The sequence below is a fragment of the Pseudomonas sp. dw_612 genome (genome assembly GCF_018449725.1).
Taxonomy (GTDB): domain Bacteria; phylum Pseudomonadota; class Gammaproteobacteria; order Pseudomonadales; family Pseudomonadaceae; genus Aquipseudomonas.
Window position 1 is genome coordinate 16993 of sequence record NZ_JAAVVC010000033.1, and the last position, 16285, is coordinate 33277.

A 16285-nucleotide genomic window follows, 5' to 3' on the forward strand; every position below is an offset into this window, starting at 1 on the left:
CGCATCAGCCTTCGAGCTTGCTTTTCAGCAGTTCGTTGACCTGTTGCGGGTTGGCCTTGCCTTTGGAAGCTTTCATGGCTTGGCCGACGAAGAAGCCGAACATCTTGCCGCGTTTGGCTTCGTCTGCCGCGCGGTACTGTTCAACCTGTTCGGCGTTGGCTGCGAGCATCTCGTCGAGCACCGCAGAGATCGCGCCGCTGTCGGTGACTTGCTTGAGGCCACGTTTTTCGATGATCTCGTCCGCGCTGCCTTCGCCGTTGGCCATCGCTTCGAACACCACCTTGGCGATTTTGCCGGAGATGGTGTTGTCGGTGATGCGCAGCAGCATGCCGCCCAGTTGCTCGGCCGACACCGGCGACTGATCGATGTCCAGGCCCTGTTTGTTCAACAAGCTGCCCAGCTCAACCATGACCCAGTTGGCCGCCAGTTTGGCGTCGCCGCCAATGCTCGCGACTTTCTCGAAGTAATCCGCTTGCTCGCGGCTGGTGGCCAGGACGCTGGCGTCATACACCGACAGCCCGAACTGCGCCTGAAAGCGCTCGCGCTTCTGCGGTGGCAGTTCCGGCAGGGTGGCGCGCACATCATGGAGGAACGAGTCCTCGATGATCACCGGCAACAGGTCCGGATCGGGGAAGTAACGGTAGTCGTTGGCTTCTTCTTTGCTGCGCATCGGACGGGTTTCGTCCTTGTTCGGATCGTACAGGCGCGTCTGCTGGATCACTTTGCCGCCGTCTTCGATCAGCTCGATCTGACGCTGCACTTCGCTGTTGATCGCCTTTTCGATGAAGCGGAACGAGTTGACGTTCTTGATCTCGCAGCGGGTGCCGAACTCAACCTGGCCTTTCGGACGGATCGACACGTTGCAGTCGCAACGCAGCGAACCTTCGGCCATGTTGCCGTCGCAGATGCCCAGGTAACGCACCAGCGCGTGGACCGTCTTGACGTAGGCCACGGCTTCCTTGGCGCTGCGCATGTCCGGCTCGGACACGATTTCCAGCAGCGGCGTGCCGGCACGGTTCAGGTCGATGCCGGTGGCACCGTTGAACTCTTCGTGCAGGCTTTTGCCGGCGTCTTCTTCCAGGTGCGCACGGGTCACGCCGACACGTTTGATCGTGCCGTCTTCCATGGCGATGTCCAGGTGACCCTTACCGACAATCGGCAATTCCATCTGGCTGATCTGGTAGCCCTTGGGCAAGTCCGGGTAGAAGTAGTTTTTACGGGCGAACACGTTGTGCTGACCGATCTCGGCATCAATCGCCAGACCGAACATCACCGCCATACGCACCGCTTCCTGGTTCAGCACCGGCAGTACGCCGGGCATGCCCAGGTCTACCAGGCTGGCCTGGGTGTTCGGCTCGGAACCGAAGGTGGTGGAACTACCGGAAAAGATTTTCGACCGGGTGGTGAGCTGGGTATGAATCTCCAGCCCGATCACGACTTCCCATTGCATGTGTTTCTCCTCAGAAGCCTAAACAGGGGATTTTGAAACGTTGCGAGCGAAGGTAGGGCAAGGCGAAAACTGGCGAGTAAGCGGAGTTGACTTTAGTCAATGAGCATTACGAGCCAGTTTTCAACGCAGCCTTACCGAGCGCAGCAGTTTCAAAACCCCTGTGGGGTGCGGGTGTGCCAGTCAGTGTTCAACTGATACTGATGGGCAACGTTCAACAGGCGACCTTCCTGGAAATACGGAGCGAGCAGTTGCACGCCGACCGGCAGACCGTCGACAAAACCGGCGGGCATGGACAAGCCCGGCAGGCCCGCGAGGTTGGCGGTGATGGTGTAGACGTCTTCCAGATAGGCAGCGACCGGGTCGCTGTTCTTGGCGCCGAGCTTCCAGGCCGGGTTCGGCGTGGTTGGGCCGAGGATGATGTCGACCTCATTAAAGGCCGCCATGAAGTCGTTCTTCACCAGACGACGAATTTTCTGCGCCTTCAGGTAGTAGGCGTCGTAGTAACCGGCCGACAGCGCGTAGGCCCCGACCATGATCCGGCGCTGCACTTCCGTGCCGAAGCCTTCGCCACGGGAACGCTTGTACAGGTCTTCCAGGTTTTTCGGGTCTTCGCAGCGATAGCCAAAACGTACGCCGTCGAAACGCGACAGGTTGGAGGAGGCTTCTGCTGGCGCGATCACGTAGTACGCAGGAATCGCGTGCTGCATGTTCGGCAGGCTGATTTCCTTGATCACCGCGCCGAGCTTTTCCAGCGCCTTGACGCTGTTGTGGATCAGCTCGGCGATACGCGGGTCGAGACCGGCGCTGAAGTATTCCTTCGGCACGCCGATGCGCAAGCCTTGCAGCGAGGTGTTGAGGCTGGCGCTGTAATCCGGCACGGGTTCGTCGATGCTGGTGGAGTCATTGGCATCGAAACCGGCCATGCCTTGCAGCAGGATCGCGCAGTCTTCAGCGGTGCGCGCCAAAGGGCCGCCCTGATCGAGGCTGGAGGCGTAAGCGATCATGCCCCAGCGCGAAACACGACCGTACGTCGGTTTCAGGCCGGTGAGGTTGGTGAACGCCGCCGGTTGGCGGATCGAGCCGCCGGTGTCGGTGGCCGTCGCGGCCGGCAACAGACGAGCGGCAACTGCCGCCGCCGAACCGCCGGACGAACCACCCGGCACGTGTTCGAGGTTCCACGGGTTTTTCACCGCGCCGTAGTAGCTCGACTCGTTGGCCGAACCCATGGCGAATTCGTCCATGTTGGTCTTGCCGAGGGTCACGGCACCGGCGGCGGCCAGTTTGGCGACCACGGTGGCGTCGTACGGTGCTTTGAAGTTGTCGAGCATCTTCGAGCCGCAACTGGTGCGGATGCCCTGGGTGCAGAACAGGTCTTTGTGGGCGATCGGCGCGCCGAGCAGGGCGCCGCTCTCACCATTGGCCCGGCGTGCGTCAGCGGCTTTCGCCTGCTGGAGCGCCAGGTCTTCGGTGAGGCTGATGAAGCTGTTGAGCTGTGGATCGAGCTGGGCGATACGCGCCAGCAGGACTTTGGTCAGCTCTTCGGAAGAAAACTTTTTATCGGCGAGTCCGCGGGCGATCTCGGCCAGAGTCATTTGATGCATTGCAGGCTCTTTCCCTTTAGTCGATGACTTTCGGAACCAGGTACAGGCCGTTTTCGACCGCTGGTGCGATGGACTGATAGGCCTCGCGATGATTAGTCTCGGTCACGACGTCTGCACGCAGGCGCTGGCTGGCTTCCAGTGGGTGGGCCAGCGGCTCGATACCATCGGTATTGACCGCCTGCATTTCGTCGACCAGCCCGAGAATGCTGTTCAGGGCCGAAGTGATGTGTGGAAGATCGGCATCATTCAGGCCAAGGCAGGCCAGATGAGCGATTTTTTCCACGTCGGAGCGTTCAAGCGCCATTGCGATTCTCCAGTGGAAAACAGAACGGACGGCGTCCGTGTGTTAGATTGTCGGAACACTACCGCATTTCTACGGTCATAAGGCCGCGATTGTGGGGGTTGGTGCACAGAAAAGCGGCCAATTTAACATATTGGCGCCTTGCCCAAAATCCCTGTCGTTGTTAGAGTTTGCCGCACTTTTTTACCCACGCGTTGCCTAGGGTCCCTTTCCCATGTTCAAGAAACTGCGTGGCATGTTTTCCAGCGATCTTTCCATTGACCTGGGCACTGCCAACACCCTTATTTACGTGCGCGAGCGCGGAATCGTCCTGAATGAGCCATCGGTTGTGGCTATTCGGACACACGGTAACCAGAAAAGTGTCGTTGCTGTCGGCACCGAGGCCAAGCGCATGCTCGGCCGTACGCCGGGCAACATCGCAGCCATTCGTCCGATGAAAGACGGCGTCATTGCCGACTTCAGCGTGTGCGAAAAGATGCTGCAGTACTTTATCAACAAGGTTCACGAAAACAGCTTCCTGCAGCCTAGCCCTCGTGTGCTGATCTGCGTTCCGTGCAAATCCACCCAGGTGGAGCGTCGTGCCATCCGTGAATCGGCCCTTGGTGCCGGTGCCCGTGAAGTGTTCCTGATCGAAGAGCCGATGGCTGCTGCGATCGGCGCCGGCCTGCCGGTTGAAGAAGCACGCGGTTCGATGGTGGTCGATATCGGTGGTGGTACCACCGAAATCGCGCTGATCTCCCTGAACGGTGTGGTCTACGCCGAATCCGTACGGGTTGGCGGCGACCGCTTCGACGAAGCGATCATCACCTACGTGCGTCGCAACTACGGCAGCCTCATCGGTGAATCCACCGCCGAGCGTATCAAGCAGGAAATCGGTACAGCCTACCCGGGCGGCGAAGTGCGTGAAGTCGACGTGCGCGGCCGTAACCTGGCCGAAGGCGTCCCACGCGCATTCACCCTGAACTCCAATGAAGTGCTGGAAGCTCTGCAAGAGTCCCTGGCCACCATCGTTCAGGCAGTGAAAAGCGCCCTGGAGCAATCGCCACCGGAACTGGCTTCCGATATCGCCGAGCGTGGCCTGGTACTGACCGGTGGTGGCGCCTTGCTGCGCGACCTCGACAAGTTGTTGGCCCAGGAAACCGGTCTGCCGGTGATCGTCGCCGAAGACCCGCTGACCTGTGTGGCTCGCGGCGGTGGCCGTGCCCTGGAAATGATGGATAAACACACCATGGATCTGCTGTCGAGCGAGTGATCTCGCCCGATGCATCTATGCTGTGAGCGCGCAGGCAGCACTTTGCAGTGCTGCCTGTTGCGTTTATCTTCTGTCACTCTGCATCCAGGCCGGTTTGATGCCGTATGAATAAAGAGAACATTTGCCTGGGAGGAGCGGCTTATTAAACCGCTTTTCGCCAAGGGCCCCTCACTGGGCGTGCGCTTGTTGGTGCTGGTCGTGCTTTCGGTCGCGCTGATGGTGGTCGATGCCCGCTTCACACTGCTCAAGCCAGTGCGTAGCCAGATGTCGCTGGTGCTGATGCAGTCTTACTGGATCACCGACCTGCCGCAGCGGCTATGGCAAGGTGTGGCCAGCCAATTTGGCAGCCGTACCGAACTGGTTGCCGAGAACGAAAAACTCAAGACCGAAAACCTGTTATTGCAGGGTCGCATGCAAAAGCTTGCCGCCCTCACCGAGCAGAACGTTCGGCTGCGCGAGTTGCTCAATTCCTCCGCGCTGGTCAACGAGAAGGTCGAAGTGGCCGAGTTGATCGGCATGGACCCCAACCCCTTCACCCATCGCATCATCATCAATAAAGGTGAGCGCGACGGTGTGGTCCTCGGTCAGCCGGTGCTCGATGCCCGTGGCCTGATGGGCCAGGTGGTCGAGTTGATGCCGTACACCTCCCGTGTGCTGTTGCTGACCGACACCACCCACAGCATTCCCGTGCAGGTGAACCGTAACGGTCTGCGGGCGATTGCCAGCGGCACCGGCAACCCGGAACGTCTGGAGCTGCGTCACGTGGCTGACACCGCCGACATTAAAGAAGGTGATCTGCTGGTCAGCTCCGGCCTCGGCCAGCGGTTCCCGGCGGGTTACCCGGTGGCGACGGTCAAGGAAGTGATCCACGATTCCGGCCAGCCGTTTGCCATCGTCCGTGCCGTGCCGACCGCCGCCTTGAACCGCAGCCGCTATCTGTTGCTGGTGTTCAGCGATGGCCGCACCGCAGAAGAACGCGCCAACGAAGCCGCCCAGGCCCAGGAAGCGCTGGACCAGCATGGCGGCGGGCCGATCATTCCGGCCACGGTGCCGAAACCGATCCCTGCGGTCGTGCCGACGCCGGCCGTTGCTGCGCCGGCCACCACACCAGCCGCCGCAACACCTGCTGCGACGACACCGGCCAAGCCTGCAGCCACGACCCATCCGGCCAAGCCTGTCACCAAGCCGACTGTCGCGAAACCTGCTGCCAAACCGCCTGTCTCTGCACCGGCCACCACTGGGGGAAGAGAATAATGGCGGGTGCTACGTCGTCCCAAAACGGCTGGATCGTCTGGCTGACCTTTGCCATCGGCCTGCTGCTCAGCGTTTCGCCGTTGCCGCAATTCATGGAAATCCTGCGTCCCTTGTGGCTGGCCTTGCTGCTGGCATTCTGGGCGCTGGCCTTGCCGCAGAAAGTCGGCATGGTCACCGCGTGGTGCCTGGGGCTGGCCGAAGACGTGCTCTATGGCACGTTGCTGGGCCAGAATGCGTTGATCCTGACGCTCATCACCTTCCTGGTGCTGTCGCTACAACAACGCCTGCGCATGTTCCCGATGTGGCAGCAGTGCCTGGTGATCCTGGTGATCTTCGGTCTGGCCCAACTGGTTCAGCTATGGCTCAGCGCGTTGACCGGCAATCGTCAGCCAACCCTGGCGCTGGTGTTGCCGGCGCTGGTGAGTGCGTTGCTCTGGCCGTGGATCAGCTTCGGTTTGCGTGGTCTGCGTCGGCGCTACAAGATCAACTAATTCGGTCAGGCATGTGCCCGTACCTCGACAGGGAGATGTCTTGATGGAACAGAAACAGTTGCACCTCGCCTCAGGCTCACCGCGTCGGCGTGAACTGCTCACGCAGATCGGCGTGCCGTTCTCCGCCATCAGTGCGGACATCGATGAAACCCCTTTGCACAACGAAACCCCTTCGGCCTATGTCGAGCGTCTGGCGCGCGGCAAGGCCGAGGCCGGGCGCCGTGCGGTGGTGTCCGACGCAGCGTTTTGCGTATTGGGGGCGGATACCGCCGTGGTGCTGGACGGGAAAATTCTCGGCAAGCCAGTGGACGAAGCCGATGCTTGCGCCATGCTTATGATGTTGTCGGGGCGTGAGCACGAAGTCCTGACGGCGATTGCCGTGCTCGACGGCGAGCGTTGCGAGTCTCGGGTCGTGCGCAGTCGGGTGCGTTTTCGCCCGATCAGCGCCGAGGAAGCGGCAGCCTACTGGGTCAGCGGCGAACCCCGGGACAAGGCCGGCGGCTATGGCATTCAGGGGTTGGGCGCCGTGTTTGTCGCCGGCCTTGATGGCAGCTATTCGGCGGTGGTCGGATTGCCGTTGTGCGAAAGCGCAGAACTGCTCGGCCATTTCGGCATACCCTGTTGGCAAACCTTTAACGCGCGCTAAGCGTCGTACTGACAAGATGCGGCCATTATCGTGAACATGCCTGAACGAGACCCTGCCATGAGTGAAGAGATTCTGATCAATATCACGCCGATGGAATCGCGCGTGGCAGTGGTCGAAAACGGTGTTCTGCAAGAGGTCCATGTCGAGCGCACGCAAAAGCGCGGCATCGTCGGCAACATTTATAAAGGCAAAGTCGTGCGGGTATTGCCGGGTATGCAGGCGGCTTTCGTCGACATCGGCCTGGACCGCGCCGCGTTCATCCACGCTTCGGAAATTTCCTTGCGTGAAGGCCCTGCCGTGGAAAGCATCAGCAGCCTGGTGCACGAAGGCCAGAGCCTGGTGGTGCAAGTCACCAAGGACCCGATCGGCTCCAAAGGCGCGCGCCTGACCACACAATTGTCGATTCCGTCGCGCTATCTGGTGTACATGCCGCGCACCGCCCACGTCGGCATTTCCCTGAAAATCGAAGACGAAGCCGAGCGCGAACGCCTCAAGCAAGTGGTCACCGACTGCGTGGCCAAAGAAGGCATCAAGGAAGCCGGCGGCTTCATTCTGCGCACCGCCGCCGAAGGGGCCGGGGCTGATGAAATCCTCATGGACATCCGCTACCTGCGCCGTCTGTGGGACCAGATCAACGCCCAGATCAAAACCATCGGCGCACCGAGCGTGATCTACGAAGACCTCGGCCTGGCCCTGCGCACCTTGCGTGACCTGGTGAGCCCGAAGATCGAGAAGATCCGCATCGACTCCCGGGAAACCTTCCAGAAAACCACACAGTTCGTCGCCGAACTGATGCCGGAAATCGCTGATCGCCTTGAGCACTACCCCGGCGAGCGGCCGATTTTCGACCTGTACGGCGTCGAAGATGAAATCCAGAAAGCTTTGGAACGCAAGGTGCCGCTCAAGTCCGGCGGCTATCTGGTGGTGGACCCGGCGGAAGCCATGAGCACCATCGACGTCAACACCGGGGCGTTCGTCGGCCATCGGAATCTCGAAGAAACCATCTTCAAGACCAACCTCGAAGCCGCCACCGCCATCGCTCGTCAGCTGCGCCTGCGCAACCTCGGCGGGATCATCATCATCGACTTCATCGACATGGAAGACGAAGAGCACCAGCGTCAGGTGTTGCGCACGCTTGAGAAGCAACTGGAGCGCGATCACGCCAAGACCAACATCATCGGCATCACCGAGTTGGGCCTGGTGCAGATGACCCGCAAGCGCACCCGCGAAAGTCTTGAGCAAGTGCTGTGCGAACCGTGCAGCAGTTGCCAGGGGCGCGGCAAACTGAAGACGCCGGAAACGGTCTGCTACGAAATTTTCCGTGAAATCCTTCGCGAAGCCCGCGCGTATCAGGCGGAAGGCTATCGTGTATTGGCGAATCAGAAAGTGGTCGATCGCTTGCTCGATGAAGAGTCGGGCAACGTTGCCGAACTGGAAGGGTTTATCGGTCGCACCATCCGCTTCCAGGTGGAAACCATGTATTCCCAGGAACAATACGACGTGGTGCTGCTCTGAATCTCCAGGTTTCACCGCGACTAGAACGGCTGGCCTCAGCTTTTTGCAGTATTTTTGCCATGGGAGCCAACTGACATGGACCGTCTGACACGCATTTTGGCCGCACTGACCCGCTGGGGGCTGGGCCTGTGTGCGTTGGTTCTGGTGCTGATGGCGTTGTATGTCAGCCTCGGTCGGGAACTGACGCCGCTGGTGGCCGAATACCGCTCCGACGTCGAAACCAAGGCCAGTGCCGCGCTGGGCATGCCTCTGCAAATCGGCAAGCTGGAAGGCAACTGGAGTGGTTTCGCGCCGATTCTGCTGGCCCACGACGTGACGGTCGGCGCGGGCACCAATGCCCTGCGTCTGGATAACGTGCGCGCCGTGCCAGACCTTTGGGCCAGCCTGTTGGCCCGGGAAGTGCGCATTGCTCACCTGGAACTCAATGGCCTGAAGATCAGCCTCAAGGAAGGCGAGGACGGCCAATGGGCGCTGGAAGGTTTGCCGGTGCAGCAAGACCAGCCGCTGGACCCGGAGCAATTGCTGAATCGCATGCAAATGGTTGAACAACTGTCGGTGCTCGACAGCCAGATCACCTTGCAACCGGTGGATCATCCTCCGCTGACGTTGACCTATGTCGGCTTCAATCTGAAAACCGGTGCCTCCCGTCAACGACTCGATGCACGTCTGACCCTGCCCGACGGCCAACCAGTTGCCATGAGCCTGCGCACCCGCCTGCGTGCCAGCGCCTGGAAGGATGGCGCGGCCGAGGCTTACCTGAGCCTGCCGCAAAGCGACTGGTCGAAGTGGTTGCCTGGACGCCTGACCCGGCAATGGGATTTCTCCGAGATCAAGGCCGGCGGCGAACTGTGGCTGACCTGGGGCGAAGGTGCTGTGCAAAGCGCGGCGATTCGCCTGAATGCCCCGCAAATCAAGGGTGCCTACGCCGAGCGCAAGCCGATCCAGATCAACAATTTTGCCCTCAACGGCTACTTCCAGCGCAGCGACCAAGGCGCTCTGGTGACCCTCGACTCGCTGTCGATGAACCTGGGCGATACGCGCTGGGAAACCCATCTGCAACTCAAACAAAGCGCCGCTACCGACAAGACCGACGAACTCTGGCACCTGCAAGCCGATCGTCTGGACCTGACGCCGCTGACTCCGCTGCTTAATGCGCTCGGCCCGTTGCCGGAGGGCGTTGCCACCGCTGTCGACAAGCTCAAGGTCACCGGAGCCTTGCGTAACGTACTGATGGATTTTCGGCCCAACGCCACCGACGACACCAAGTTCAGTTTCGCCGCCAACCTGGAGCGGGTCGGCTTCGACGCCTATCGCGGCGCACCGGCGGCGCGAAATGTCAGCGGCAGCATCAGCGGCGACCTCGGGCACGGCGAACTGCGCATGGACAGCAAGGATTTTTCCCTGCACCTGGACCCGATTTTCGCCAAACCATGGCAATACATTCAGGCCAATGCCCGGCTGACCTGGAAGCTCGATAAAGAAGGCTTCACCCTGATCGCGCCGTACCTGAAGGTGCTGGGCGAAGAAGGCAAGATTGCCGGCGACTTCCTGATCCGGCTGCATTTCGACCACACCCAGGAAGACTACATGGACCTGCGGGTCGGTCTGGTGGACGGTGATGGCAAATACACCGCCAAGTACCTGCCGACCGTGCTCAGCCCGGCGCTGGATGAGTGGCTGCGCACGGCGATTCTCAAAGGCGCAGTGGACCAGGGTTTCTTCCAGTATCAAGGCTCGCTGAATCACGGCGCCGAAGACACCGCTCGCAGCATCAGCCTGTTCTTCAAGGTTCACGATGCCGAACTGGCGTTCCAGCCGGGTTGGCCGCACGTCAGCAAAGTCAGTGGCGACGTGTTTATCGAGGACAGCGGTGTGCGGATCCTGGCCAGCAAAGGCCAATTGCTCGACACCCAGGTCAGCGACGTCTACGTCAACATCCCGCATGTGCCTGCCGGGCAAAACGTCCATATGTTCCTGGACGGCGGGTTTGCCGGCGGGTTGGGCGATGGCCTGAAGATTCTGCAGCAAGCACCGATCGGCACCGCAGACACCTTCGCCGGTTGGGAAGGCGAGGGCGATTTGCAGGGCAAGCTCAAACTGGATATCCCGTTGGCCAAAGGCGACTTGCCGAAGATTCTCGTCGACTTCAAGACCAGCAAGGCTCGGCTGAAACTGGCTGAGCCGACCCTGGAGCTGACGCAGCTCAAAGGCGATTTTCGTTTCGACAGCACCAAGGGCTTGAGCGGTCAGAACATCAGCGCGCGGGCCTTCGACAAACCGGTGACTGCGCAGATTTTTGCCGATGGCAGCCCGGGCAAGCTCAATACCCGAGTCGCCGCTTCCGGTCAGGTCGAGGTCAAGAAACTCAGCGACTGGCTCAACGTGACCCAACCGTTGCCAGTGTCTGGCGTGGTCCCTTACCAACTGCAACTGAACCTCAATGGCGCTGACAGTCAGTTGATCGTCAGTTCCAACCTCAAAGGCGTCGCCGTCGATTTGCCCGCGCCGTTCGGCATGGCCGCCGATGTGGGCCGTGACACGGTGTTTCGCATGTCCCTGCAAGGGCCGGAGCGGCGTTATTGGGTCACCTATGGCGACCTGGCAAACTTCACCTTTGCGTCACCGCCCGGCAATTTTGCTGACGGTCGCGGTGAACTGTTCCTCGGCGCCGGCAATGCCGTACTGCCCGCGAACAAGGGACTGCGCGTCAGCGGCGTGCTGTCGGAGCTGGATGTCGGCCCGTGGAAAGAGCTGGTGGACAAATACGCCGGCCAGGATCCGGGCGGCAGTGCCAAGCAGTTGCTCAGCGGCGCGGACTTCAAGGTCGGCAAGCTCAGTGGCATAGGGCCAACGCTCGATCAGGTGTCGGTGCAGTTGAACCGCAAACCGTCGGCCTGGGCGTTGCAGCTCGACAGTCAGCAGGCCAAGGGCAGTGCGACGATCCCCGACGCGAAAGCCGCGCCGATTGCGATCAATCTGCAATACGTGCGTTTGCCGGCACCCGATCCGACCGTGCTGGCCGACGAAAACTCGCCGGACCCGTTGGTCTCCGTGGACCCGACGAAAATCCCGGCGCTGGATATCACGATCAATCAGCTGTTCCAGGGCACTGACCTGGTGGGCGCCTGGTCGCTGAAAGTCCGCCCGACCGGCAAGGGCATCGCCCTTAATACGCTGGACATGGGCCTCAAGGGCATCCTGTTGCAGGGCAGCGGTGGTTGGGAGGGCACGCCGGGCGCCACCAACAGTTGGTACAAAGGCCGGATCAGCGGCAAAAACCTGGCCGATGTGCTCAAGGGCTGGGGCTTTGCGCCGAGCGTCACCAGTGAAGAATTTCATATGGACGTCGACGGTCGTTGGCCCGGCTCGCCGGCGTGGCTGGCCACCAAACGCTTCTCCGGCAGCCTCGATGCTTCGCTGAATAAAGGTCAGTTTGTCGAAGTCGAGGGTAGCGCCCAGGCGTTGCGGGTGTTCGGCCTGCTCAACTTCAACTCCATCGGCCGCCGCTTGCGCCTGGACTTCTCCGATCTGTTTGGCAAAGGCCTGAGTTACGACCGGGTCAAAGGCCTGCTGGTGGCGAGCAACGGCGTTTACGTGACCCGCGAGCCGATCCTGTTGACCGGTCCGTCGAGCAACCTTGAGCTGAACGGCACGCTCGATCTGGTCGGCGATCAGGTCGACGCCAAGTTGCTGGTGACCTTGCCTCTGACCAACAACCTGCCGATTGCCGCCCTGATTGTCGGCGCTCCGGCCATTGGCGGGGCGCTGTTCCTGATCGACAAGTTGATTGGCGACCGCGTGGCGCGCTTCGCCAGCGTCAAATACACCGTCAAAGGCCCATGGAAAGAACCGAAGATCACCCTGGACAAGCCTTTTTGACGTTTTTTTTCAAAAGCCAATCTCCAGACCTATGGAGTAGCATGGCCGTAAGTCCCCTGTAGGAGCTGCCGAAGGCTGCGATCTTTTGATCTTTCAAAAATCAACATCAAAAGATCGCAGCCTGCGGCAGCTCCTACGGGTATGTGTTGATTCCAGATAAGGAAATGGCCATGTCTGTAGCGGTGATTCAAATGGTCAGCCAGAGCGACGTGCTGGCCAATCTGGCCCAGGCCCGTCGCCTGCTTGAACAAGCGGCGAACGCTGGTGCACGGCTGGCGGTGTTGCCGGAAAACTTCGCCGCCATGGGCCGTCGCGACATCGCTGACATTGGCCGCGCCGAAGCCTTGGGCGAAGGCCCGATCCTGCCGTGGTTGAAACAGACCGCCCGTGCCCTCAAGTTATGGATAGTCGCCGGCACGTTGCCGTTGCCGCCGGTGGATCAGCCGACGGCGAAGGTGCACGCCTGCTCGCTGCTGGTGGATGACCAGGGCGAAACCGTTGCACGGTATGACAAGTTGCACCTGTTCGACGTCGACGTGGCGGACAATCGCGGGCGTTACCGTGAATCCGATGACTATGCTTATGGCGGTGGAGTCGTGGTCGCGAACACGCCCGTCGGTCGGGTTGGCCTGACCGTGTGTTATGACCTGCGTTTCCCGGAGCTGTACAGCGAATTACTCGCTGCCGGTGCGGAGCTGATCACCGCGCCGTCGGCCTTCACCGCCGTGACCGGCGCGGCCCATTGGGATGTGCTGATCCGCGCACGGGCCATCGAGACCCAATGTTATGTACTCGCGGCCGCCCAGGGTGGAACTCATCCGGGACCGCGAGAGACCTATGGACATGCCGCCATTGTCGACCCATGGGGCCGCGTGCTGGCGCAACAGGATCAAGGCGAGGCCGTATTGCTGGCCGAACGCGATAGCAGCGAACAGGCGTCCATTAGGGCGCGGATGCCGGTGTCCAGTCACCGGCGCTTTTTCTCGCAGGGCGCCCAGCGACCTGCCTCAGAACGATGAATTTAAGGCGTAAAGCATATGAGCGAGTTGTTGTCCTCAGTCAGTGACCACCTGTTAGCGCCCGGCGGCGTGACGATCGAGAGCCTGCAAAGTGTGCTCGGCGATCTGGCCGGCCCGGGCATCGATGCTGCCGATCTGTATTTCCAGGGCCAGATTTCCGAGTCCTGGGCGCTGGAAGACGGGATCGTCAAGGAAGGCAGCTTCAACCTCGACCAAGGCGTTGGCGTGCGCGCGCAGTCCGGTGAGAAAACCGGTTTCGCCTACAGCAACGCCATCACCCTCGAAGCGCTGGGCGCGGCGGCGCGTGCGGCCCGTTCGATTTCCCGTGCCGGGCAGAACGGCACGGTGCAAGCGTTCACCACCCAGGATGTCGCCCAGTTGTACGGGCCGGACAACCCGCTGGAAGTGATGACCCGCGCCGAGAAAGTCGACCTGCTCAAGCGTATCGACGTCGCGACCCGCGCCCTCGACCCGCGTATCCAGCAAGTCACCGTGAGCATGGCCGGGGTGTGGGAACGCATTCTCGTGGCATCCACCGACGGCAGTCTGGCGGCGGATGTGCGGCCGCTGGTGCGCTTCAACGTCAGCGTGATCGTCGAGCAGAATGGGCGTCGCGAGCGCGGTGGGCATGGCGGCGGCGGTCGTACCGATTACCGTTATTTCCTCAGCGACGACCGCGCCATGGGCTATGCCCGTGAAGCGTTGCGTCAGGCGCTGGTCAACCTGGAAGCCATCCCTGCGCCGGCCGGAACGTTGCCGGTGGTATTGGGTTCGGGCTGGTCCGGTGTGCTGCTGCACGAAGCGGTCGGCCACGGCCTGGAAGGCGACTTCAACCGCAAGGGCAGCTCAGCCTACAGCGGACGCATGGGCGAAATGGTAGCGTCGAAGCTGTGCACCATCGTCGATGACGGCACGTTGGCCGGGCGTCGTGGCTCGCTGAGTGTCGATGACGAAGGCACCCCGACCGAGTGCACCACGCTGATCGAAAACGGCGTACTCAAGGGTTACATGCAGGACAAACTCAACGCGCGCCTGATGGGCGTGGCCCGCACCGGTAACGGTCGTCGTGAATCCTACGCGCATCTGCCGATGCCACGCATGACCAACACTTACATGCTGGCCGGTGAAAGTGATCCGGAAGAAATCATTAAGTCGGTCAAGCGCGGCATCTACTGCGCCAACCTCGGCGGCGGTCAGGTGGACATCACCAGCGGCAAATTCGTGTTCTCCACCAGCGAGGCGTACCTGATCGAAGACGGCAAGATCACCGCCCCGGTCAAAGGCGCGACGTTGATCGGCAACGGGCCGGAAGCCATGAGCAAGGTGTCGATGGTCGGTAACGATCTGGCGCTGGACAGCGGCGTGGGTACGTGCGGGAAGGATGGGCAATCGGTGCCGGTGGGTGTCGGCCAGCCAACGCTGAAAATCGATGCGATCACTGTGGGTGGCACAGGCGCATGAAGAAACGCGTATCCGGCGTAGGAGCTGCCGCAGGCTGCGATCTTTTGACTTTGATCTTTGCAATATCAAAAGCAAGATCAAAAGATCGCAGCCTGCGGCAGCTCCTACACGGGATGCCGATGGACGTTAACGCAGACCGCGTTGAGTCTCGTCCAGCTCACGGATGTACTTGAAGATTTTACGGCTCGATGCCGGTGGCTTGTTGGTCGCCAGTTCGTGCTGGGCCTGACGGATCAGGGAGCGCAACTGTTGACGATCAGCCTCCGGGTAGTCGAGCACGAACTTCTCCAGGACTGCATCGTCGCCCGCGATCAAGCGATCGCGCCAGCGTTCCAGGCCATGGAAACGTTCGTTGTACTGCCGGGTGGAGGCATCGAGTTGATCGAGCAGCGTGAGAATGGCGTCAGTGTCCTGATCGCGCATCAGTTTGCCGATGAACATAAGGTGCCGTTTACGCGCGATATTCGCGGTGTGCTTGGGCGCATCGGCCAGGGCCCGGCGCATAGCGTCGGTCAACGGCAGTTTTGCCAGCAAGTCAGGCTTGAGCGTTGTAAGGCGTTCGCCGAGGTCAACCAGAGCATGCAGCTCGCGTTTAACCTGGGATTTGCTTTTTTCTCCCGTATCGAGGGAGTCGTCGTAAGAATCAACCATGGTGGCCGTCCGCAAAGAAACGCCGCCATGATAACCAGTCGGGGGCCGCTTGTCCGGCCCGGTCGCTCGAAGGCCCCAGCCGAAAGCAGAATTTGAGTGGAGAACAGCATGAGTGCAGTTGAAAGCGTCGGCCCACAAGCGTTGCCGGCACTGCAAGAGCAAGTCGAGCAGATCATCGCTGAAGCCAAGCGCCAGGGCGCCAGCGCCTGTGAAGTCGCGGTGTCGCTGGAGCAGGGCCTGTCCACCTCGGTGCGTCAGCGGGAAGTCGAAACCGTCGAATTCAATCGCGATCAGGGCTTTGGCATCACCTTGTACGTCGGCCAGCGCAAAGGCTCGGCCAGCACGTCGGCCAGCGGTCCGGAGGCGATTCGCGAAACCGTCGCCGCCGCACTGGCCATCGCCAAGCACACTTCGGAAGACGAAGCCTCGGGCTTGGCAGACGCCGCGCTGATGGCCAAGGATCTGCAGGATTTCGACCTGTTCCACGAATGGGACATCACGCCGGAACAAGCCATCGAAATGGCCCTGAGCTGTGAAGCGGCGGCGTTTGCCACCGACAGCCGGATCAAGAACGCCGACGGCACTACCCTCAGCACCCATCAGGGCTGCCGCGTGTACGGCAACAGCCACGGCTTTATCGGCGGTTCCTCCGCGCCCCAGCCCCACCGGCGCTGGGTGTCCACTGCTGGCGGCCCCCGCCCGTTGCTGTCTCGCTGCTGGGTGTGGTCGCATCCTGGAGGGCGCTGTGTTTGGGGGACAGGGCGG

At 61.1% G+C, this 16285-nt stretch carries 13 protein-coding genes; 9 read left to right on the top strand and 4 right to left on the bottom strand.

Annotated features, from left to right (window positions below; translation table 11 throughout):
• Window positions 1-4 precede the first annotated feature (4 nt).
• The 3 genes from gatB to gatC form a co-directional block, all read right to left on the bottom strand.
• On the bottom strand, window positions 5-1450 hold the full coding sequence (gene gatB / locus HB680_RS30925; RefSeq protein WP_213942076.1) for an Asp-tRNA(Asn)/Glu-tRNA(Gln) amidotransferase subunit GatB: 1446 nt from the start codon (window positions 1448-1450) through the stop codon (window positions 5-7).
• 149 nt (window positions 1451-1599) lie between these two features.
• Window positions 1600-3051, bottom strand: coding sequence for an Asp-tRNA(Asn)/Glu-tRNA(Gln) amidotransferase subunit GatA (gene gatA / locus HB680_RS30930; protein WP_213942077.1), 1452 nt, complete (start codon window positions 3049-3051; stop codon window positions 1600-1602).
• 16 nt (window positions 3052-3067) lie between these two features.
• Window positions 3068-3355 (bottom strand): Asp-tRNA(Asn)/Glu-tRNA(Gln) amidotransferase subunit GatC, encoded by a 288-nt coding sequence (gene gatC / locus HB680_RS30935; RefSeq protein ID WP_007901429.1) that lies wholly within the window; start codon window positions 3353-3355, stop codon window positions 3068-3070.
• A gap of 211 nt (window positions 3356-3566) precedes the next feature.
• Between gatC and mreB the strand changes: the two genes are divergently transcribed.
• The 8 genes from mreB to tldD all read left to right on the top strand — a co-directional run bounded on the left by mreB (window position 3567) and on the right by tldD (window position 14869).
• A complete protein-coding gene (gene mreB / locus HB680_RS30940) occupies window positions 3567-4604 on the top strand; it encodes a rod shape-determining protein MreB (RefSeq protein ID WP_002555108.1) in 1038 nt (345 codons plus the stop codon).
• A 141-nt stretch (window positions 4605-4745) separates the two neighbouring features.
• On the top strand, window positions 4746-5858 hold the full coding sequence (gene mreC, locus HB680_RS30945) for a rod shape-determining protein MreC (RefSeq protein WP_213942085.1): 1113 nt from the start codon (window positions 4746-4748) through the stop codon (window positions 5856-5858).
• Window positions 5858-6349, top strand: a complete 492-nt coding sequence (gene mreD / locus HB680_RS30950; protein ID WP_213942079.1) for a rod shape-determining protein MreD — start codon at window positions 5858-5860, stop codon at window positions 6347-6349. Before mreC ends, mreD begins: the two co-directional genes overlap by 1 nt.
• Before the next feature lie 43 nt (window positions 6350-6392).
• Window positions 6393-6995 carry a Maf family protein gene (locus tag HB680_RS30955; protein WP_213942080.1) on the top strand — a complete coding sequence of 201 codons (603 nt, stop codon included), beginning with the start codon at window positions 6393-6395 and terminating at the stop codon, window positions 6993-6995.
• A gap of 57 nt (window positions 6996-7052) precedes the next feature.
• Window positions 7053-8510 (top strand): ribonuclease G, encoded by a 1458-nt coding sequence (gene rng, locus HB680_RS30960; protein WP_123516354.1) that lies wholly within the window; start codon window positions 7053-7055, stop codon window positions 8508-8510.
• A gap of 75 nt (window positions 8511-8585) precedes the next feature.
• The gene (locus HB680_RS30965; protein ID WP_213942082.1) at window positions 8586-12389 is read left to right on the top strand and encodes a YhdP family protein; all 3804 of its coding nucleotides are present in this window, start codon (window positions 8586-8588) and stop codon (window positions 12387-12389) included.
• A 170-nt stretch (window positions 12390-12559) separates the two neighbouring features.
• Window positions 12560-13408: a carbon-nitrogen hydrolase family protein gene (locus HB680_RS30970; RefSeq protein ID WP_213942083.1), complete on the top strand. Its 849-nt coding sequence runs from the start codon at window positions 12560-12562 to the stop codon at window positions 13406-13408.
• Between the two features lie 18 nt (window positions 13409-13426).
• Window positions 13427-14869 (top strand): metalloprotease TldD, encoded by a 1443-nt coding sequence (gene tldD / locus HB680_RS30975; RefSeq protein WP_213942084.1) that lies wholly within the window; start codon window positions 13427-13429, stop codon window positions 14867-14869.
• Window positions 14870-14995: 126 nt separating this feature from the next.
• On the opposite strand, the gene yjgA is transcribed toward tldD, so the two are convergent.
• Window positions 14996-15520, bottom strand: a complete 525-nt coding sequence (gene yjgA / locus HB680_RS30980) for a ribosome biogenesis factor YjgA (protein ID WP_007901505.1) — start codon at window positions 15518-15520, stop codon at window positions 14996-14998.
• A 108-nt stretch (window positions 15521-15628) separates the two neighbouring features.
• Here yjgA and HB680_RS30985 point away from each other — a divergent pair.
• Window positions 15629-16285 (top strand): DNA gyrase modulator (locus HB680_RS30985; protein ID WP_276572274.1); only part of this gene is annotated, 657 nt, incomplete at its 3' end.